This window comes from Pseudomonas sp. ES4, from assembly GCF_050586665.1.
Lineage (GTDB): Bacteria > Pseudomonadota > Gammaproteobacteria > Pseudomonadales > Pseudomonadaceae > Aquipseudomonas > Aquipseudomonas frederiksbergensis.
In genome coordinates this window covers 45,057-64,407 of sequence record NZ_JBOBDO010000016.1, presented here as the reverse complement: position 1 = coordinate 64,407, position 19,351 = coordinate 45,057, and the positions used below count along the sequence as shown (strand labels likewise).

The 19,351-nt window shown below is 58.2% G+C and carries 13 protein-coding genes, 2 tRNA genes and 1 pseudogene; 12 read left to right on the top strand and 4 right to left on the bottom strand.

The genetic code is table 11. From position 1 onward, the window contains the following. Positions 1–47 precede the first annotated feature (47 nt). From hflK to ACQ4OB_RS18085, 5 genes are all read left to right on the top strand, one after another. Positions 48–1,220: an FtsH protease activity modulator HflK gene (hflK, locus tag ACQ4OB_RS18105; RefSeq protein ID WP_074873211.1), complete on the top strand. Its 1,173-nt coding sequence runs from the start codon at positions 48–50 to the stop codon at positions 1,218–1,220. Beyond that, positions 1,220–2,089: a protease modulator HflC gene (gene hflC, locus ACQ4OB_RS18100; protein ID WP_056746351.1), complete on the top strand. Its 870-nt coding sequence runs from the start codon at positions 1,220–1,222 to the stop codon at positions 2,087–2,089. Before hflK ends, hflC begins: the two co-directional genes overlap by 1 nt. Before the next feature lie 314 nt (positions 2,090–2,403). After that, positions 2,404–3,591 (top strand): ATP phosphoribosyltransferase regulatory subunit, encoded by a 1,188-nt coding sequence (locus tag ACQ4OB_RS18095; protein WP_007939588.1) that lies wholly within the window; start codon positions 2,404–2,406, stop codon positions 3,589–3,591. Between the two features lie 54 nt (positions 3,592–3,645). Continuing rightward, complete coding sequence (locus tag ACQ4OB_RS18090; RefSeq protein ID WP_074873214.1) at positions 3,646–4,935, top strand: adenylosuccinate synthase; 1,290 nt, start codon at positions 3,646–3,648, stop codon at positions 4,933–4,935. Positions 4,936–5,084: 149 nt separating this feature from the next. Next, a complete protein-coding gene (locus ACQ4OB_RS18085; RefSeq protein ID WP_074873216.1) occupies positions 5,085–7,019 on the top strand; it encodes a methyl-accepting chemotaxis protein in 1,935 nt (644 codons plus the stop codon). A 95-nt stretch (positions 7,020–7,114) separates the two neighbouring features. Here ACQ4OB_RS18085 and ACQ4OB_RS18080 read toward each other — a convergent pair. The 3 genes and pseudogenes from ACQ4OB_RS18080 to ACQ4OB_RS18070 all read right to left on the bottom strand — a co-directional run. Then, positions 7,115–7,337: pseudogene (locus tag ACQ4OB_RS18080) on the bottom strand (iron ABC transporter permease); the annotation flags it as partial. Positions 7,338–7,429: 92 nt separating this feature from the next. Continuing rightward, a tRNA-Leu gene (locus ACQ4OB_RS18075) sits at positions 7,430–7,516 on the bottom strand. 166 nt (positions 7,517–7,682) lie between these two features. Further along, positions 7,683–7,769, bottom strand: a tRNA-Leu gene (locus ACQ4OB_RS18070). A 226-nt stretch (positions 7,770–7,995) separates the two neighbouring features. Between ACQ4OB_RS18070 and rnr the strand changes: the two genes are divergently transcribed. The 7 genes from rnr to dnaB all read left to right on the top strand — a co-directional run bounded on the left by rnr (position 7,996) and on the right by dnaB (position 15,295). Continuing rightward, a complete protein-coding gene (gene rnr, locus ACQ4OB_RS18065) occupies positions 7,996–10,626 on the top strand; it encodes a ribonuclease R (protein WP_074873219.1) in 2,631 nt (876 codons plus the stop codon). After that, positions 10,623–11,390, top strand: a complete 768-nt coding sequence (rlmB, locus tag ACQ4OB_RS18060) for a 23S rRNA (guanosine(2251)-2'-O)-methyltransferase RlmB (RefSeq protein WP_074873222.1) — start codon at positions 10,623–10,625, stop codon at positions 11,388–11,390. The genes rnr and rlmB overlap by 4 nt, the downstream gene beginning before the upstream one ends. A gap of 310 nt (positions 11,391–11,700) precedes the next feature. Next, entirely contained in the window at positions 11,701–12,123 is a 423-nt protein-coding gene (gene rpsF / locus ACQ4OB_RS18055) for a 30S ribosomal protein S6 (protein WP_003217491.1), read from the top strand. 28 nt (positions 12,124–12,151) lie between these two features. Further along, positions 12,152–12,382: a 30S ribosomal protein S18 gene (gene rpsR, locus ACQ4OB_RS18050; protein WP_002551829.1), complete on the top strand. Its 231-nt coding sequence runs from the start codon at positions 12,152–12,154 to the stop codon at positions 12,380–12,382. 36 nt (positions 12,383–12,418) lie between these two features. Then, complete coding sequence (locus tag ACQ4OB_RS18045; RefSeq protein WP_074873225.1) at positions 12,419–13,312, top strand: hypothetical protein; 894 nt, start codon at positions 12,419–12,421, stop codon at positions 13,310–13,312. A 19-nt stretch (positions 13,313–13,331) separates the two neighbouring features. Beyond that, on the top strand, positions 13,332–13,778 hold the full coding sequence (gene rplI, locus ACQ4OB_RS18040; protein ID WP_003197251.1) for a 50S ribosomal protein L9: 447 nt from the start codon (positions 13,332–13,334) through the stop codon (positions 13,776–13,778). Positions 13,779–13,900: 122 nt separating this feature from the next. Then, positions 13,901–15,295, top strand: coding sequence for a replicative DNA helicase (dnaB, locus tag ACQ4OB_RS18035; RefSeq protein ID WP_033055553.1), 1,395 nt, complete (start codon positions 13,901–13,903; stop codon positions 15,293–15,295). 30 nt (positions 15,296–15,325) lie between these two features. On the opposite strand, the gene ACQ4OB_RS18030 is transcribed toward dnaB, so the two are convergent. Continuing rightward, positions 15,326–19,291, bottom strand: a complete 3,966-nt coding sequence (locus ACQ4OB_RS18030) for a dermonecrotic toxin domain-containing protein (RefSeq protein ID WP_430956156.1) — start codon at positions 19,289–19,291, stop codon at positions 15,326–15,328. Positions 19,292–19,351: the final 60 nt, after the last annotated feature.

The following is a 19,351-nucleotide window of genomic DNA, read 5'->3' as shown; positions in this document are numbered from 1 at the left end:
GTCGGCGCGCCGTGGGTGCGTCTTTGCTTTATCAGATGGAGAGCGCTATGGCTTGGAATGAGCCGGGTGGCAACTCGAATAATCAGGATCCTTGGGGTGGCAAGCGCCGCAATAACGGCGACCGCAAGGGACCACCGGATCTCGACGAGGCCTTCCGAAAGCTGCAGGAAAGCCTGAACGGGTTGTTCGGTGGTGGTAAGAAACGCGGTGATGACGGGGGCGGTTCGGGCAGGAGTAGCGGCTTCGGCGGTCTGCTCGGCATCGGTCTGGTCGTGTTGGCAGCGGTGTGGCTGTACAGCGCGGTGTATGTCGTCGACGAGCAGGAGCAAGCCGTGGTGCTGCGCTTCGGCAAGTACTACGAGACTGTCGGCCCGGGTCTGAACATCTATTTCCCGCCGCTGGATCGCAAGTACCTGGAAAACGTCACGCGTGAGCGTGCCTATACCAAGCAGGGTCAAATGCTCACTGAAGACGAAAACATCGTCGAAGTGCCGCTGACCGTGCAGTACAAGATCAGCAACCTGCAGGACTTCGTGTTGAGCGTTGACCAGCCGGAAATCAGCCTTCAGCACGCGACCGAAAGTGCCTTACGCCACGTAGTGGGTTCCACCGCGATGGACCAGGTGCTGACTGAAGGTCGTGAATTGATGGCCAGCGAAATCAAGGAGCGTCTGCAACGCTTCATGGATACCTATCGCACCGGCATCACCGTCACCCAGGTCAACGTACAGAGCGCAGCCGCACCGCGTGAAGTGCAGGAAGCCTTCGATGACGTGATCCGCGCCCGTGAAGACGAGCAGCGTTCGCGCAACCAGGCTGAAACCTATGCCAACGGCGTCGTGCCGGAAGCACGTGGTCAGGCCCAGCGCATCATCGAAGATGCCAATGGCTACCGTGACGAAACCGTCTCGCGCGCCAAGGGTGAGGCCGATCGCTTCACCAAACTGGTGGCCGAGTACCGCAAGGCACCTGAAGTCACCCGTGAGCGTCTGTACCTGGACACCATGCAGGAAGTCTTCAGCAATACCAGCAAGGTTCTCGTAACCGGGAACAAGAATGGCCAGAGCAATCTGCTGTACTTGCCGCTGGATAAAATGGTCGAAAGTGGTCGCAACACCAGCACTTCGGTGACCGGTGCGGCAGCCAGCAGCAATGAAGCGAATGCGCGTGCGGCAGCCGATCTGCAGCAACAGCCAGCACGTACCAGGGAGAGTCGCTGATGAGCAATAAATCGCTGATCGCCCTTATTGTCGGCGTCGTCGTGGCGATCGCTGCCTGGAACTGCTTCTACATCGTGGCTCAGACCGAGCGTGCGGTGCTGCTGCAGTTCGGTCGCGTGGTCCAGGCTGATGTTCAGCCAGGCCTGCATGTGAAAGTGCCTTACGTCAACCAGGTGCGCAAATTCGACGCACGCCTGATGACGCTCGATGCGCCGACACAACGCTTCCTGACGCTGGAAAAGAAAGCCGTCATGGTCGATGCCTACGCCAAGTGGCGCGTGAAAGATGCCGAGCGCTTCTACACCGCGACTTCCGGCCTCAAGCAGATTGCCGACGAGCGTCTTTCCCGTCGTCTGGAATCGGGCCTGCGTGACCAGTTCGGTAAGCGCACGCTGCATGAAGTGGTGTCCGGTGAGCGCGATGCGCTGATGACCGATATCACGGCTTCGCTGAACAAGATGGCGGAAAAAGAGCTGGGCATCGAAGTTGTCGATGTTCGGGTCAAGGCCATTGATCTGCCGAAAGAAGTGAACCGCAGCGTGTTCGAACGCATGAGTTCCGAGCGTGAGCGTGAAGCTCGCGAGCACCGCGCCAAGGGTAACGAGCTGTCAGAAGGCATTCGTGCCGACGCTGATCGTCAACGCCGCGTGTTGCTGGCTGAAGCCTATCGTGAATCTGAAGAGGTTCGCGGTGATGGTGATGCCCAGGCCGCTGCGATCTACTCCAAGGCCTACGGCCAAGACCAGGAGTTCTACGGTTTCTACCGTAGCCTGCGTGCCTACCGTGAAAGCTTCGCGAACAAATCCGACGTCATGGTCCTGGACCCAAGCAGCGACTTCTTCCGTTACCTGGAAAAAGCCAAGCCTTGATACGGCGCTGACCTGAATCATCCCCCGCCTGGCGGCTAACGCCTCGGGCGGGGTGATCCTTTGGGAAAACGTGTGTATGATGCGGCAGCCGGGAAATTCCCGGCTTTTTTGCGTCTGCACGTTTGATTGCTGTTTTTATGCAGGCGTGCGAGTTGAATGACTCGACAGGTTTTTCGAGGAAAGTGGTTGGTGAAGCCGATTTGGGCTTTTCGCCGCGTTGTTCATGCGCGTGGTTTGCGCATGAACCGATCATTTTCTGCTTCACTCAAGGCTCGCCCAAAGGCTGGCCGCCCGGATCATAGGGGAATGGCGTAATGGCAACGGTAGACCGCTGGCTGCTGCCAGATGGCATCGAAGAAGTACTGCCACCAGAAGCGGCGCGCATTGAAGTCGCGCGTCGTCAGGTGTTGGATCTGTTCCAGAGCTGGGGTTACGAGTTTGTCGTGACTCCCCATATCGAGTACCTGGAATCCCTGCTGACCGGCGCGGGCCAGGACCTCGATCTGCGTACCTTCAAGGTCATCGACCCGCAATCGGGCCGGCAGATGGGTTTCCGTGCCGACATCACGCCGCAAGTGGCGCGCATCGATGCGCACACCTTGCGACGCGAAGGCCCGAGCCGTCTGTGCTATGCCGGTAGCGTGCTGCACGCTCAGCCGCGCGCCTTGTCGTCCTCGCGCAGCCCGATCCAGCTGGGTGCCGAGCTGTACGGCGATGCCAGCCCGAGCAGCGACGTGGAAGTCATCAGCCTGATGTTGGCTATGCTGCAACTGGCCGATGTGCCGGATGTGCACATGGACCTCGGTCATGTGGGTATCTACCGCGGGCTGGCTCGCGCCGCCGGTCTGTCCGGTGAAGTCGAGCAACAGTTGTTCGATGCGTTGCAACGTAAGGCCATCGACGAGGTCATTACCTTGACCGAAGGCCTGCCAGCCGATCTGTCGGGCATGCTGCGGGCGCTGGTCGATCTGTGTGGCGGCCGTGAAGTATTGAGCGCTGCCCGCGAGCGCCTGGCGAATGCGCCGGCGCCAGTATTGGCGGCTCTGGATGATCTGCTGGCGATTGCCGAGCGTCTGTCCACGCGTTTCCCTGAGTTGCCGTTGTATTTCGACCTGGGCGAGTTGCGCGGCTACCACTACCACACCGGTGTGGTGTTCGCGGTATTCGTACCGGGTGTTGGCCAGTCCATTGCTCAGGGTGGTCGTTACGACGACATCGGTGCCGACTTCGGCCGCGCCCGTCCAGCAACCGGCTTCTCTACCGATTTGAAAACCCTGGTGACCCTGGGGCGTGCTGAGATCGAGTTACCGTCTGGCGGTATCTGGATGCCTGACAGTACGGATGCCGCTCTCTGGCAGCAGGTTTGCCAGTTGCGCAGTGAGGGTCAGCGTGTCGTTCAGGCGTTGCCTGGACAACCTTTGGCCGCCGCCCGTGAAGCGGACTGCGACCGGCAATTGATTCAGCAGAACGGGCTTTGGCAAGTATCGCCACTGGCTTCTTGAGTTTTCCTGCCGGCTGCCGCCGGCACCAAGTTTGCGCGAATGAGGACAAGTGTTATGGGTAAGAATGTCGTAGTCCTGGGCACCCAATGGGGTGATGAGGGCAAAGGCAAGATCGTTGATCTGCTGACCGAACATGCTGCCGCCGTAGTGCGCTACCAGGGTGGCCACAATGCTGGTCACACCCTGGTGATCGACGGCGAAAAAACCGTCTTGCACCTGATTCCGTCGGGCGTGCTGCGTGAAGGCGTGCAGTGCCTGATCGGCAACGGCGTGGTGGTTGCACCCGACGCTCTGCTGCGGGAAATCATCAAGCTGGAAGAGAAAGGCGTCCCGGTGCGCGAGCGCCTGCGTATCAGCCCGTCCTGCCCGCTGATCCTGTCCTTCCACGTAGCGCTGGACCAGGCCCGTGAAAAGGCCCGTGGCGAACTGAAGATCGGTACGACCGGTCGCGGCATCGGCCCGGCGTACGAAGACAAGGTTGCACGGCGTGGCCTGCGTGTGGGCGACCTGCTCAACATGCCGCGCTTTGAAGACAAACTGCGTGAACTGGTGGACTACCACAACTTCATGCTGGTCGGTTATTACAAAGAGCCTGCCATCGAGTTCGAAAAAACCCTGGCCGAGTGCAAGGAATACGCTGAGCTGCTCAAGCCGCTGATGCTGGACGTGACCGCCGAGCTGCACGACCTGCGTCGCGCCGGCAAAGACATCATGTTCGAAGGCGCCCAAGGTTCGTTGCTCGACATCGACCACGGTACCTATCCGTACGTGACCAGCTCCAACACCACCGCTGGTGGCGTGGCGACCGGTTCGGGCGTTGGCCCGATGTTCCTGGATTACATCCTGGGCATCACCAAGGCTTACACCACTCGCGTAGGTTCGGGTCCATTCCCGACTGAGCTGTTTGACGAAGTGGGTGCTCACCTGGCCAAACAAGGTCACGAGTTCGGTGCTACCACCGGCCGTGCCCGCCGTTGCGGCTGGTTCGACGCCGTTATCCTGCGTCGTGCCATCGATGTGAACAGCATCTCGGGCATCTGCCTGACCAAGCTCGACGTGCTCGACGGCCTCGAAACCATCAACATCTGCGTCGGCTACAAAGATGCGCAAGGCAATGCCGTTGCCCCGACTGATGCTGACAGCTACGTGGGCCTGCAGCCTGTGTACGAAGAAGTGCCGGGCTGGACCGAGTCGACTGTGGGTGCCAAAACCATGGAAGAGCTGCCAGCTAACGCCCGTGCTTATATCAAGCGCGTTGAAGAGCTGATCGGTGCGCCGATCGACATTATTTCGACGGGCCCGGACCGCAACGAAACCATCGTTTTGCGTCATCCGTTCGCTTAATAAGTCGTTGATGTAAAACACAAAGGCCCCTCATTTGGGGCCTTTGTCGTATCTGCCTGTCGGGCGGCACGACCTTTGCTGTGATGTTGATTAAAAGCATCGCTTCCAGTGCGCCATCAATTTAATGGCGCCAAGCAGAGGGATTTTAAGTGTCAGCCATTCTCTCACTGTTACAAAGCCGTCTATTGCGGCCTGTGTTCGTTACCCTGGGTATCGCCCTTTTGGTGCAAGTGCTTGTAGCTGTCGCTCTGACCCGGAGCACAGTGACCGCGCTCGAAGCCGATCTGGGTGTGCGCCTGGGTGCCGACAGTCAAAAACTTTCCGGGGAACTTGAGCAGGCAGGGCGTGAAGTCACGTCGAGCCTCGATAGCCTTTCTACGAGCACGCGTCAGCGTCTTGCGGTGGGTTTGTCCTCGCGATTGAAGGACGAACAAGCACAGCTGCGTGCGACGCTGGAGAAGGATCTGAAGGACTCCGCCAACGATATGGCGCAGCTTCTGGCTTCGGTCGCACCTCGGGCCATGTGGGACAGCGACGTTCCAACCCTGTCCGAATTCGCCCGCCGGGCCCAGCGCAATCCCAACGTGCTGTTCGTAATCTACGACGACGCTACCGGCCAGCACCTGACGCGCTATCTGAACCGCGAGAACCCGATCAACAAAGCGCTGCTGGAGAAAGGCCAGGGCGAGCGCGCATTGGACAAAGTGTTGGATGCGGCGAAGAACGATCCGTCGGTCTACTACCTCGAAGCCTCCATCAGCCCCAATGGCGTGGAAATCGGCAAGGTCTTGATGGGCGTCTCGACTGCTTCCGTGGAAGTCGATCTGGCAGCCCTCGACAAGCGCTTCTCGGCGCTGATCGCCAGCAGTGATCAATTGGTGGGCGACAGCCTCAAAGGCGCGGCGGCTGATAGTGCGGCAGCGATGGGCGCGCGCCTGAAGTCGGCGCAGGCAACGGCTTCAGAGATGCAGGCCAACACCACCAGCACCGTGCAGGAAGCCGCGGGCACTTTGCGCTGGCGCATCGGCATGGGCCTGGCGGTGGTGGGCTTCGGCGTATTGCTGTTGCTGGCCGTGGTGCTGGGTCGTCGCGTGGTCAATCGTCTGAAGCTGCTGATTGCGGCCATGGATGACCTGGCGGCGGGCGAGGGCGACCTGACCAAGCGCGTGCAGATCAACAGTAAGGATGAGATCGGCGACATGGCCTCGGCGGTCAATCGCTTTGTGGATAAGTTGCAGCCGATCGTGCGCGAAGCGGGCGATGTGGCTCAGCGTACCGGTGTGGAAATCGGCGCGATGACCTTGCGCAATGCCGGGGCCGACAAAGCGGCAGGCATGCAACGCGATGAAGTGGCCGAGAGCCTGCGTGCGCTATCGCAAATGGCTGACGAAGCACAGTCTGAAAGTCATGCCATGCAGGCGGCCTTGCAGCAAGTGGTGGATATTCGTTCGGCGACAGATGAAAACACGCGGACCTCGGCGAAAGTCGGCGGCCTGATCGAGGCGTTGGCCGGGCAGGTCGACACCGGGGCGAAAGTCATCGAGCGGCTGGCACAGCAGAGTGAGCAGATTGAAGTGGTGTTGACGGTGATTCACGGGATCGCCGAGCAAACCAACCTGCTGGCGCTGAACGCCGCCATCGAAGCGGCGCGTGCGGGCGAGACTGGTCGCGGGTTTGCCGTGGTCGCTGACGAGGTGCGAGCGCTGGCGAGCAAGACGCAGAGCTCCACTGGCGACATTCAGGCGCACATCGTTGCCTTGCAACAAGGTGCGCGTGAAGCGGTGGCAGCGATCGGTCAGGCCGGGCGTCAGGCCAGCGAAGGTTTGCTGGTGCTGCGTGACAGTGCGCGGTTGCAGCAATCGGTGCAGGCGTCAGTCGAGCAGGTTCATGCGGCGATTGGTCTGGCAACGCAGGCAGCGGCGCATCAGGCGCAAGGCGCGCAAGCGGTACGCGGTCGGGTTGAGACCATTCATGCACAGGCTGAGAAAGCGGCTCAGGCAGTGGTGGAAACCACGGCCAGCGGCAAGGTGCTGGATGGGTTGGCGGCGCAATTGAAGGCCAGCCTGGGGCAGTTCAGGGCTTAAATGTGTATTGATTGGGCTGGCCTCTTCACGAGCAGGCTCGCTCCCGCATGGGAATGCATTTCCCTGTGGGGGCGAGCCTGCTCGCGATGGCAATCTCAGCGGCTCAAATACACCCGGGTAGTTTAAGTAGATAAACCGGCAAACCCGACACCAAAATCAACAACGCCGCATAAGGCGCAGCCGCCGCAAACTCCACATTCGCGGTATGTGCCCAGACTTCCGTCGCCAGCGTATTGAGCCCGGTTGGATTCAGCAGCAGCGTCGCCGTCAGTTCCCTCATCGCTCCAGAAACACCAGCGCAAACGCCGCGCCCAGCGTACGTGCGGCCTCTGGTTTTTCGAAAGCCAGAAACGCAAAAACCCGCTTTCGCGGGTTTTTGTGAAATTTCAGATCGACTCTGAAATTTGAATTGGTGCCCAGAAGAAGACTCGAACTTCCACGACCTTGCGGTCACCAGCACCTGAAGCTGGCGTGTCTACCAATTTCACCATCTGGGCATTATCTTCAGCGTCGCCGCTGTTGATGTGGCGCACTATACGGAGAGCTTTTTGATCTGTAAACCCCTGATTTAGTTTTAATAATCCAGGGGCCTGGAATGCAAAAAACCCGCTTTCGCGGGTTTTTGTATGAGCCTTGAAATTGATCTAATCTCAAGCTCGAAATTGGTGCCCAGAAGAAGACTCGAACTTCCACGACCTTGCGGTCACCAGCACCTGAAGCTGGCGTGTCTACCAATTTCACCATCTGGGCATTATCGGCAATGCGTCTGCGTCGTCGATGGCGCGCACTATACGGAGCGTCTTTTTAACTGTAAACCCCTGAGGTCGAAAAAACCTGGAAAATTTTACCAGTGGCATTTAATTCAGCTTCTCGGTGTCGATATAGGGCTTTAGATGGGCTGTCACAGCCTGAAATTTCCCGTTTCATTACGCCTATGCCAAACTAACCCGCATATAGACAAGGTGAAAACTCTCTAATGGCCGATTGGCAGTCCCTCGATCCCGAGGCCGCTCGTGAAGCGGAAAAATATGATAACCCTATCCCTAGCCGCGAACTGATCCTTCAGCATCTTGCTGATCGGGGTTCGCCTGCTAACCGCGAGCAGTTGGTTGAAGAGTTTGGTCTGACCACAGAAGACCAGATCGAAGCCCTGCGCCGCCGCCTGCGCGCCATGGAGCGCGACGCTCAACTCATCTATACCCGTCGCGGCACCTATGCGCCGGTGGACAAGCTCGACCTGATCCTGGGCCGCATCAGCGGTCACCGTGACGGTTTCGGCTTCCTGGTCCCGGACGACGGCAGTGACGACCTGTTCATGAGCCCGGCGCAAATGCGTCTGGTGTTCGATGGCGATCGTGCCCTTGCCCGTGTTTCCGGCCTCGACCGTCGCGGTCGCCGCGAAGGCATGATCGTCGAAGTGGTGTCCCGTGCCCACGAGACCATCGTTGGCCGTTACTTCGAAGAGGGCGGTATTGGCTTCGTCGTTGCGGACAATCCGAAGATCCAGCAGGAAGTGCTGGTGACTCCAGGCCGTAACGCCAACGCCCAGATCGGTCAGTTCGTCGAAGTGAAGATCACTCACTGGCCGACGCCACGCTTCCAGCCGCAAGGCGACGTGGTCGAAGTCGTGGGTAACTACATGGCGCCGGGCATGGAAATCGACGTTGCCCTGCGCACGTACGATATTCCCCACGTCTGGCCTGAGGCTGTGCTGAAAGAAGCCGCCAAGCTCAAGCCGGAAGTCGAAGAGAAAGACAAAGAGAAGCGCATCGACCTGCGCCATCTGCCGTTCGTGACCATTGACGGCGAAGATGCGCGTGACTTCGATGATGCGGTCTATTGCGAAGCCAAGCCGGGCAAGCTGCGCCTGTTCTCCGGCGGCTGGAAGTTGTACGTGGCGATCGCCGACGTTTCCAGCTACGTGAAAATCGGTTCGGCGCTGGACAACGAGTCCCAGGTTCGTGGCAACTCGGTGTACTTCCCCGAGCGCGTCGTGCCGATGCTGCCTGAGCAGCTGTCCAACGGCCTGTGCTCGCTGAACCCGCACGTCGATCGCCTGGCCATGGTTTGCGAGATGACCATCTCCAAATCCGGTGAGATGACCGACTACTGCTTCTACGAAGCGGTGATTCACTCCCACGCTCGCCTGACCTACAACAAAGTCAGCGCGATGCTGGAAACGCCGAAACTCACCGAGGCGCGTGAGCTCCGTGGCGAGTACAACGACGTTCTGCCGCACCTCAAGCAGCTTTACGCACTGTACAAAGTGCTGCTGGCCGCTCGTCACGTGCGTGGCGCGATCGATTTCGAAACGCAGGAAACCCGGATCATCTTCGGGACCGAGCGCAAGATTGCCGAAATCCGTCCGACCGTTCGTAACGATGCGCACAAGCTGATCGAGGAATGCATGCTGGCGGCCAACGTGGCCACCGCCGAATTCCTGAAAAAGCACGAAATTCCTGCGCTGTACCGCGTCCACGATGGCCCGCCACCGGAGCGTCTGGAAAAGCTGCGCGCCTTCCTTGGCGAGCTCGGCCTGTCCCTGCACAAAGGCAAGGACGGCCCGTCGCCGAAGGACTACCAGGCATTGCTGGCGAGCATCAAGGACCGTCCGGATTTCCATCTGATCCAGACTGTCATGCTGCGTTCGTTGAGCCAGGCGGTGTACAGCGCCGATAACCAGGGCCACTTCGGCCTGAATTACGAAGCCTATACCCACTTCACCTCGCCGATCCGTCGCTACCCGGACTTGCTCACGCACCGGGCGATTCGCAGCGTCATCCATTCGAAAATGGACACCCCGCACGTTCGCCGTGCTGGCGCGATGACCATTCCGAAAGCGCGCATCTACCCGTACGACGAAGCGATCCTGGAGCAGCTCGGCGAGCAGTGCTCGATGAGCGAGCGCCGTGCCGACGAAGCGACCCGCGACGTCGTGAACTGGCTCAAGTGCGAGTTTATGAAAGACCGTGTGGGCGAGTCGTTCCCGGGTGTGATCACTGCCGTGACCGGTTTTGGCCTGTTCGTCGAGTTGACTGATATCTACGTCGAAGGCCTGGTGCACGTCACCGCGCTGCCGGGCGATTACTACCACTTCGATCCTGTGCACCATCGCCTGGCCGGTGAGCGTACCGGTCGCAGCTTCCGTCTTGGCGATACCGTTGAAGTGCGGGTCATGCGCGTCGATCTCGACGAACGCAAGATCGACTTCGAGATGGCTGAAAAGACCATCAGTGCGCCGATCGGTCGCAAGAAGCGCGGGACTGAAACGGCTGCACCGGCTGCCAAAACGGCTGCAGAACCGGCCCCGGCGAAAACCGGTCGTCGTCCTGCCAAGGAAAAGGCTGTCGAAGCCTATCGCCCAAGCGATGCCGCGGCGAAAAATGCCGAGCTGCGCAAAAGCCGCGAATTGAAGCAGGCGTTGCTGTCTGAAGCGAAAAGCGGCGGTAAAGCGGCGTCTGGGGGAAAGACCGGACGGTCGGCGCCTGACAAGGCTCCCGGCGGCAAGCCAGCCAAACCGAGCAAACACCGTAAAGGCCCGCCAAAAGCGGGTTCTGCTCCAGCCGCCAAAAGCGGCGGGGCGCGTAAACCGAAGGCCAAGTCATGAGTCAGTTGGAAAAGATCTACGGCGTGCACGCTGTAGAAGCGTTGCTGCGTCACCACCCAAAACGCGTCAAGCAGATCTGGCTGGCCGAAGGCCGCAGTGATCCGCGTGTTCAAACGCTGATCGAGTTGGCGAGCGAAAATCGCGTGGCCGTCGGCAATGCCGAGCGCCGTGAGCTGGATGCCTGGGTTGAAGGCGTGCACCAGGGCGTGGTGGCAGAGGTGAGTCCGAGCCAGGTCTGGGGCGAGGCGATGCTCGACGAGCTGCTCGATCGCACCGAAGGCGCACCGCTGTTGCTGGTGCTCGACGGCGTGACCGATCCGCACAACCTTGGCGCTTGTCTGCGTTCTGCCGATGCGGCGGGCGCACTGGCGGTGATCGTTCCAAAGGACAAGTCGGCGACGTTGACTCCGACGGTGCGTAAAGTGGCCTGCGGCGCGGCGGAAGTGATTCCGTTGGTTGCGGTGACCAATCTGGCGCGCACCCTGGAAAAGCTCAAGCAGCGCGGCTTGTGGGTCGTCGGTACGGCGGGCGAAGCTGAGCAGAGTCTGTATCAGCAAGACATGACCGGCCCGACCATCCTGATCATGGGGGCTGAAGGCAGCGGCATGCGTCGCCTGACCCGCGATCTTTGCGACTACCTGGTGCACCTGCCGATGGCGGGTAGCGTCAGCAGTCTCAACGTTTCCGTGGCGACCGGCGTCTGCCTGTTCGAAGCCCGGCGCCAGCGCAGCGTCAAGGCTGCCGGAACGGCCAAGAAGTCCTGATCCAGCGGTAAACCCCTCCTGTGGGAGCTAGCCTGCTAGCGATGGCGGAGTCACATTCAACATCAATATTGAATGTTATTTCCTCATCGCTAGCAGGCTAGCTCCCACAGTGGTTTGTGTTTTGGGCAAATAGTCGTGGTTGTTCAAATAATCACCAATTGCCTTGCGCCTCTTCCGTCCCTTCTCTACAATTGCGCCCCTTGCTGTGACGGCAGGCACGCATGTGTCTATCGCAAGCAAGTCCATAAGTGTCATTCACTCCTTGTCTGACCGCTTTTGAGCGGCAGGCTACAACCCGTAAGGAGCATTCATGCGTCATTACGAAATCATCTTTTTGGTCCACCCGGATCAAAGCGAGCAAGTCGGCGGCATGGTAGAGCGTTACACCAAGCTGATCGAAGAAGACGGCGGCAAAATCCACCGTCTGGAAGATTGGGGCCGTCGTCAACTGGCCTACGCAATCAACAATGTTCACAAGGCTCACTACGTGATGCTGAACGTTGAGTGCACTGGCAAGGCCCTGGCCGAGCTGGAAGACAACTTCCGCTACAACGATGCAGTGATCCGTAACCTGGTCATCCGTCGCGAAGAAGCCGTTACCGGCCAATCCGAGATGCTCAAGGCTGAAGAAAACCGCAGTGAGCGCCGTGAGCGTCGCGACCGTCCTGAGCACGAAGGCGCTGAAAGCGCTGATAGTGATGACAGCGACAACAGCGATAACGCTGACGAGTAATCCACGGACCTTTTGAGGAGCCTATTACATGGCACGTTTCTTCCGTCGTCGTAAATTCTGCCGCTTCACCGCTGAAGACGTGAAAGAGATCGATTACAAAGATCTCAACACTCTGAAAGCTTATGTATCCGAGACCGGCAAAATCGTTCCAAGCCGCATCACCGGTACCAAAGCACGTTATCAGCGTCAGCTGGCCACCGCTATCAAGCGCGCCCGCTTCCTGGCCCTGCTGGCCTACACCGACAGCCACGGCCGCTGAGACCGGGCAGTCGACACGTAGCAAAGGATTGAAAGCATGCGTGCCATAGCTGAGTTCATCATGCGCGGCCGTATGCAGGCCACTCTGGTAGTGGCCGGATGCGCAACGTTGCCGTTGTTGTATTGGTTGGGTGCTGCCGCGGGTTGCCTTGTGCTCCTGCGGCGCGGATTGAAGGACGCCCTGGGCGTTCTTGCTCTGGGACTGCTGCCGGCGTTGATCTGGTGGTTTTATTCCGATGACCCACGGGCACTTCTGGTGCTGCTGGGGTCTTGGAGCCTTGCGTTGGTTTTGCGCGCAAGCGAGTCCTGGAACCGCGTGCTGCTGGTCAGCATAGCGATGGGAGTGGTGTTTTCAGTGGTGCTGGGGACAGTTTTTGCTCCCCAAATCGAGATGCTGGCGCAGGCTTTGATAAAAGTCATGCCGTCGCTACTCGGTGATGTCTACCAGAAGTTGTCGGTAGACGAGCAAGCGCAATTTGCGTCCCTGATCGCACCGGTCCTGACCGGCCTGATTGCGGCTTTGTTGCAAATCGTCAGTGTGCTGAGCCTGCTTGTCGGGCGCTACTGGCAGGCGTTGTTGTACAACCCGGGTGGTTTTGGTCGCGAGTTTCGCGCCATCCGATTCCCGCTGGGGCTGGCGATGTTACTGCTGGCGTTCATGCTTCTGGGGCCGAACATCGGTCCGCAGATGGCCATGTTGACGCCGTTGTGCAGTGTACCGCTGGTGTTCGCCGGGCTGGCCCTGATTCATGGGCTGGTGGCGCAAAAGCGACTGGCCAGGTTCTGGCTGGTGGGGTTGTACGTCACGCTGTTGCTGTTCATGCAGCTGATCTATCCGTTGCTGGTGGTCTTGGCCATCGTCGACAGCCTGATTGATTTTCGCGGTCGTTCGACGCCGAAAGACGTCGATAGCGCGAACGGTGAAGGTTAAAAGTTAAGAGGATTTTCACATGCAACTGATCCTTCTGGAAAAAGTCACCAACCTGGGCAACCTGGGTGACAAAGTGAACGTTAAGGCTGGCTACGGTCGTAACTACCTGCTGCCTTACGGCAAAGCTACCGCTGCGACCGCTGCCAACCTGGCTGCGTTCGAAGAGCGTCGCGCTGAGCTGGAAAAAGCCGCAGCAGATCGTAAAACTTCGGCTGAAAGCCGCGCTGCCCAACTGGCTGAGCTGGAAGTGACTATCACTGCCACCGCTGGCGACGAAGGCAAGCTGTTCGGTTCGATCGGTACTCACGACATCGCTGATGCACTGACCGCCTCTGGCGTTGAAGTTGCAAAAAGCGAAGTTCGTCTGCCGAACGGCACTATCCGCAACGTAGGCGAATTCGACGTAGCCGTGCACCTGCACGCCGAAGTTGAAGCCACCGTACGCGTTGTCGTGGTAGCAGCTTAAGCAGCACTTGTCGGCTGGTACCCTCGGGTACTTGCCGGTAACATCGGGCACGATCCTGTTTACAGGTCGTGCCCTTTGTCTTTCTGCAGTTCCTGATTTTCACAAAACTATTTCAAGTGGCCATGAACGATATCTCCGCTCCTGAGCAATACGATCTGCAAACCGCTGCCCTGAAGGTGCCGCCGCATTCCATCGAGGCCGAACAGGCCGTGCTCGGTGGTTTGATGCTGGACAACAACGCCTGGGAACGCGTGCTCGATCAAGTGTCGGACGGTGATTTCTATCGACATGACCACCGCCTGATCTTCCGCGCGATCGCCAAGCTCGCCGACCAGAACTCCCCGATCGATGTCGTGACCCTTGCCGAGCAATTGGACAAGGAAGGTCAGACCTCGCAAGTCGGTGGTCTCGGATACCTTGGCGAACTGGCAAAAAACACGCCGTCCGTCGCCAACATCAAGGCTTATGCCCAGATCGTCCGTGCACGGGCAACGTTGCGACAGTTGATCGGCATCGCCACAGAAATCGCCGACAGCGCTTTCAACCCGGAAGGCCGCTCGGCTGAAGAGATTCTCGACGAAGCCGAACGGCAGATTTTCCAGATCGCCGAGGCCCGGCCAAAAACCGGCGGCCCGGTGAGCGTGAATGACCTGTTGACCAAGGCCATCGACCGCATCGACACCTTGTTCAACACCGACAACGCGATTACCGGCCTGTCCACCGGTTATACCGATCTCGACGGTATGACCAGCGGCCTGCAACCGTCTGACCTGATCATCGTTGCCGGCCGTCCATCCATGGGTAAAACCACCTTTGCGATGAACCTGGTGGAAAACGCCGTGCTGCGCAGTGACAAATGCGTATTGGTCTACTCGCTGGAGATGCCAGGCGAATCGCTGATCATGCGTATGTTGTCGTCCCTCGGCCGGATCGACCAGACCAAGGTTCGTGCCGGTCGCCTGGAAGACGACGATTGGCCGCGCCTGACATCGGCGGTCAACTTGCTCAACGATCGCAAGCTGTTCATTGACGATACGGCCGGTATCAGCCCGTCGGAAATGCGCGCACGGACCCGGCGTCTGGTGCGTGAACACGGCGACATCGCCCTGATCATGATCGACTACCTGCAATTGATGCAGATCCCGGGTTCTGGCGGCGACAACCGAACCAACGAGATTTCTGAAATCTCCCGTTCCTTGAAGGCCCTGGCCAAGGAATTCAACTGCCCGGTGGTGGCGCTGTCCCAGCTCAACCGCTCCCTGGAGCAACGACCGAACAAACGCCCGATCAACTCCGACCTCCGGGAATCCGGAGCGATCGAGCAGGATGCCGACGTGATCATGTTCGTGTACCGGGACGAGGTGTATCACCCGGAAACCGAGCACAAAGGCATCGCCGAGATCATCATCGGCAAACAGCGGAACGGCCCGATCGGCACGTCAAGACTGGCGTTCATCGGTAAGTACACCCGCTTCGAAAACCTGGCGCCGGGTAGCTACAACTTCGACGACGAGTAACGTCAAGGATGTCCGGTTGATAGCTGTGTTTCAGGCGAACAGGGCTCTGATCGCTTGCTCGGTGTAGCCATAGTTCCAACGCAGCTCGTTATCGACGGGAATGTCGTCGGTGGCAAAGAAGGCGTACAGCAAGTATTTTTCCGTGCCTGCGCCTTGGGCTTGAACCACCACATCGAACGGCACGGCTTCGACGTTGTAACCCGTTGTTGCCTGTCGTGCCGGCTTGCCCTGTTCATACTCGAAGAGCGTATTCATTCGGGACAGCACATTGTCTCCAGACAATAGAACGGTAGAAGGTCGGGCGTGGGTGAACAGCTTCCCGGGCAGTACATCGATGAGGAACGGGTCCTTTCTGGCGACACCGACATAACCGGGTATCAATCCTCCCCCATAGACCCCAAGAATCTCCCCTTTAACCAGCGGCTTTTTGTTGCTCACCATGTCTTGTCCGATCAAGGTCCTTTCCTCAGGCATCTTGCAGTCGGCAGCGGTGAATGTACGTAGCGCCAGTTTCTCTTCGTACAGGTTGGCTACGTCTTCGAAGCCCTCCCATTGAATGTAAGGTTTGATTGCCGCGGCCTGGTAGCGGGTACCGCCATCGGCCGATCTGGCCTGCTGCTGAATTTTTTTGATGCGTAACGGTTGCCCTTTCAAGTCCCTGAGGGGGTAACGGCCGTTGTTGGCGCGATCATAGTTGCCGCGTGTGTTGATGGCCTGTTGAAAGGATCTGATGCTGGACATTCGGTCGCGTTCGGCGGCAGTGAATGGCACAGGCATGATGTATTCGGTGGCGCTGTGATAGCTGCCGCTCGCCTCCTCCGGAATATCGAGGTGCCTTGACGAGCCAACGCCCGGGGTGCCGCCCGGTAATCCGCTATCGGTATCGATCTCCCAACCACCCCCAACCTTTTTCCGCACATAAGGCTTGTACGCTCGATAGGGGCTGCGCGCATCGATGACTTGCCAGCCCGGTTTGGCGTATTGCACTTGATAGTACAGGCGGTTTTCCTGCACGTAATACGTGTGCGTGCCACCTTGTCCGGGGCGCTGTTCATAAACGCCATCTGCGCGCAGCGACAGGTTCGTCGGTGTTTCTTGCCGGGCAAAATAGGTATCAAGAGGCAAGCCTGGGGTTACGGGCTCGGTAGCCCATGACGCATCAGCTTCCCGAATAGCCAAAGGTTGTTTGTGTAAATGCTCAATAACGTTGTTGAGCGCGGTTTTGACACGGTCAGTCCAGCGATTGGCGATGGCAAAGCGCTCGGCTTCAGGCAGGGCCGCTTTGATCGAGGTATAGAGGTCGGCCAATCCATTAAGCGAATTTCCCGCAGCATCGTAAGCCCTGTACTGCGCGCCTACTCGAACCAGAACCCTGCGATGAACGGCTGTGTCACTGCCGACGCTGCTCAGCAATGTGCCGTTGAGGGTTGCATCACGCATTTCGATGTGCACCGAGTCGGCCCAGTCAGGCAAGTGCTTGAGGTTCGTGAGGATGAGTTTGTCGGTGTCGAGAGGGCGAGCCGAATCAAGATAAAGCCCCTCATAAGTACGTGCTGTTTCAACTTCCTTGGAATATTCGGCTGCTTCCTTTTCCATGAGTGGCAGCAACTGCCGTTCCCGCACGATTTGTTGTTTTTCCAGTGTGCTGAGGCTGAGTGTCATTTGTTGCAGATAGCTTTTTGGCAGCGCTGGATACTGGGTGCGAATGTGTTCCTGTATCGAGTTTTCCGGTTGATCGGTCAGCGCATAAATTTTTGGAAACAGCAGATCTTTTGTTGCCGCAAGTTTGATCTCGAGACACTGCGCCAGGCGCTCTGCGTTAGAGGCAGTGGAGGGTGCCAGCCCTTTGAACAGCTCACTGAGCTCTTCAGCTTCCAACTTCTCGACAACAGCGTCTGTCAGTTCGCCGTTTCTGATTTGGGCGTAGGTCAATCTAAGTTCTGGCAGTGTTGCATTGGCGGAGTCACCAAAAGCAAAGAGCGTTTCAGTCCCGTCGACTACGGTCAGGTATCGAGTGGTTGGCCAGCCGCTCAGTGTGGTGAGCAGGTGCATCAAGATGAACGGTGAGTAAGTGCCGGTTTTAGTGCCTTTGCTGCGTTCTATCTTGAAATCATTTATTTCCTGCCTCAAATCAAAGCGCTTCAACACATCGGTCAGCAGGGGCGGCGGACGTTGGGTGTTCAGATGAAGTTCAATGAGAGCCAATCGGTCTAGTCCGCTGACCAGCAGAATGGGCTCGACGGCTTCTTGGCGGATATTGCGTGCGACAGGGCCAAGACGCCTGATCAGTTTCAACCCATCCCAGGCGCGCGGGTCCTCGTGTAGATGGCGCCATCCGGCGGCATCGTTTTGTACCATCTGTGGTGCATACCCGTTTGGGTCAGAAGGGTGTTGCAGCTCCCACTTTTGGGTGGCGATGTCGACCTTTACTTCATAGAAATGGTCTTCCAGTGCTACATAGGTTTTTGCGTTGTGTTTGTACAAGCCTTGAGCGTTGGGATGGATGTTTTCAGGAAGTTGAAGTGTATTCCGGTAGGGCGTCAGATCGGGGTGCCAGAGTCGTTCGCTATTGTCGCTCAACCTGATTTTCACCAGGTGAGTGGCGATCCCGGTGGTTTTTATTGCGCCGGCCGTGATGATGCCCAGGGCTGCGGCGTCTGCGGCGTCGAGCAGATCATTCAACGCTTCATCGGTATCGCCACGACTCCAGGCGGCGACGCCGTGATAGACCGAGTGGAGTAACTGCAAGGCTGTTACCGCCAGCATCACTTCACCGATGACCGGTATGAAGGACGCGGCGAAAACCAACAGCGACTCTCCTGCGGCCTCGAGCTCCTGACGTTTTTTCAAACTGCCGGCGGTGTTGGCATCTGCCGTGGGGACCGCCAGCACACGTGCATCAGCTTTCAGGTGGGCAATGCGTTGCTTGAAGGCCGTTTCATAGATGTCACCGGCAATATCGACACGCACTAAGGGTTTGGCAAAAGACGGATTACTCAGGCGGGATTCGCCTGACCACAAAGTGCCTGTGGTCAGCGGCGTTCCCTGGCGCTCGAACGGAATGAAGCGATTGAAGAACTTGCGGTAAGAGGGTGTGTCCAGCTTGATTGCCAAGGCTTTTTGAAGCTCGTTATATGAGTCATATCGTTTGATCGCGTGATCGGGGTCATCGGGAATGTAAAGGACGTGTTTGATCTGAGGCCATTTATCCCGAAGTATCAGGATGCCCGGAAGGGCTATGCCGTCCAGTGTCAGCTGTGAGCAGATCAAGTCCTTGTGGCTGCCGGCGTGTTTCAGTTCGAGTAATAGCGTGTAAAGATCGTTGTTGATGGATTTCTTCATCAGGGCGATGTGGATCGCCGCCTCAAAAGTATTTTGATCGTCGTTCCTGATCAGGGCCTTTATCTGGTTTGCCGAGTGAGTGACGGTTGTTCCCGCAGTCGCGGAAGGTTCCAGTATTTCGCTGATGTGTCTCTGGTACTGCATGCCAATGTCCAGCTCGCGGCAAACCCCGGCGAAGTTTTCTGGGCTGACAGCGCTTTTTTTCTTTTCGACGTACCCGGACAAATAGATGGCCGATCCCGCTTCAAAACCACCGCTCAGGGCTTCGGAAGGTTCGAAGTTCTGCAGAGCGGCGTCTACAAGCGTTTGTTCGGTGGTTTTATGATGTGTTTTGATCAGGCCCAGGAGATGGGAGTTCTTCCACTCGCGCAGCAATGTGGATTTTTCAGCGTCCAGCGATCCCAGGTGCCCTGTAAGCTTTTCACTCAACAAGGATCGGGCAAAGTTCACGGGGTTTTTCAGATCCTCGAAGACTGAGGCCAGCGCCTGCCTGGCGGCATTGCTTTTGAGCAGGCAAGCGCGAAACGTTTTGCGTTGTTCGGCGGATCCCTCGACTAGCCAGCCAGGCAGCTTGCTCTGGATGAAACTTGCGTGAGCAGATAGGGCCGCAGGGGTAGGTGCGGGGGCCGTATTGTGTAAAGTCGAATCGTTCAAGGGCGCTCCGTGGCTCTGGATAAGCCAGTCTGATAATTGAAGCGCCAGATTACTCGCGGG

Excerpts from the sequence above, each read along its gene's own strand:
- hflK (WP_074873211.1), top strand. The coding sequence starts at position 48 with ATGGCTTGGAATGAGCCGGGTGGCAACTCGAATAATCAGGATCCTTGG.
- hflC (WP_056746351.1), top strand. The coding sequence starts at position 1,220 with ATGAGCAATAAATCGCTGATCGCCCTTATTGTCGGCGTCGTCGTGGCG.
- ACQ4OB_RS18095 (WP_007939588.1), top strand. The coding sequence starts at position 2,404 with ATGGCAACGGTAGACCGCTGGCTGCTGCCAGATGGCATCGAAGAAGTA.
- ACQ4OB_RS18090 (WP_074873214.1), top strand. The coding sequence starts at position 3,646 with ATGGGTAAGAATGTCGTAGTCCTGGGCACCCAATGGGGTGATGAGGGC.
- rnr (WP_074873219.1), top strand. The coding sequence starts at position 7,996 with ATGGCCGATTGGCAGTCCCTCGATCCCGAGGCCGCTCGTGAAGCGGAA.
- rlmB (WP_074873222.1), top strand. The coding sequence starts at position 10,623 with ATGAGTCAGTTGGAAAAGATCTACGGCGTGCACGCTGTAGAAGCGTTG.
- rpsF (WP_003217491.1), top strand. The coding sequence starts at position 11,701 with ATGCGTCATTACGAAATCATCTTTTTGGTCCACCCGGATCAAAGCGAG.
- rpsR (WP_002551829.1), top strand. The coding sequence starts at position 12,152 with ATGGCACGTTTCTTCCGTCGTCGTAAATTCTGCCGCTTCACCGCTGAA.
- ACQ4OB_RS18045 (WP_074873225.1), top strand. The coding sequence starts at position 12,419 with ATGCGTGCCATAGCTGAGTTCATCATGCGCGGCCGTATGCAGGCCACT.
- rplI (WP_003197251.1), top strand. The coding sequence starts at position 13,332 with ATGCAACTGATCCTTCTGGAAAAAGTCACCAACCTGGGCAACCTGGGT.
- dnaB (WP_033055553.1), top strand. The coding sequence starts at position 13,901 with ATGAACGATATCTCCGCTCCTGAGCAATACGATCTGCAAACCGCTGCC.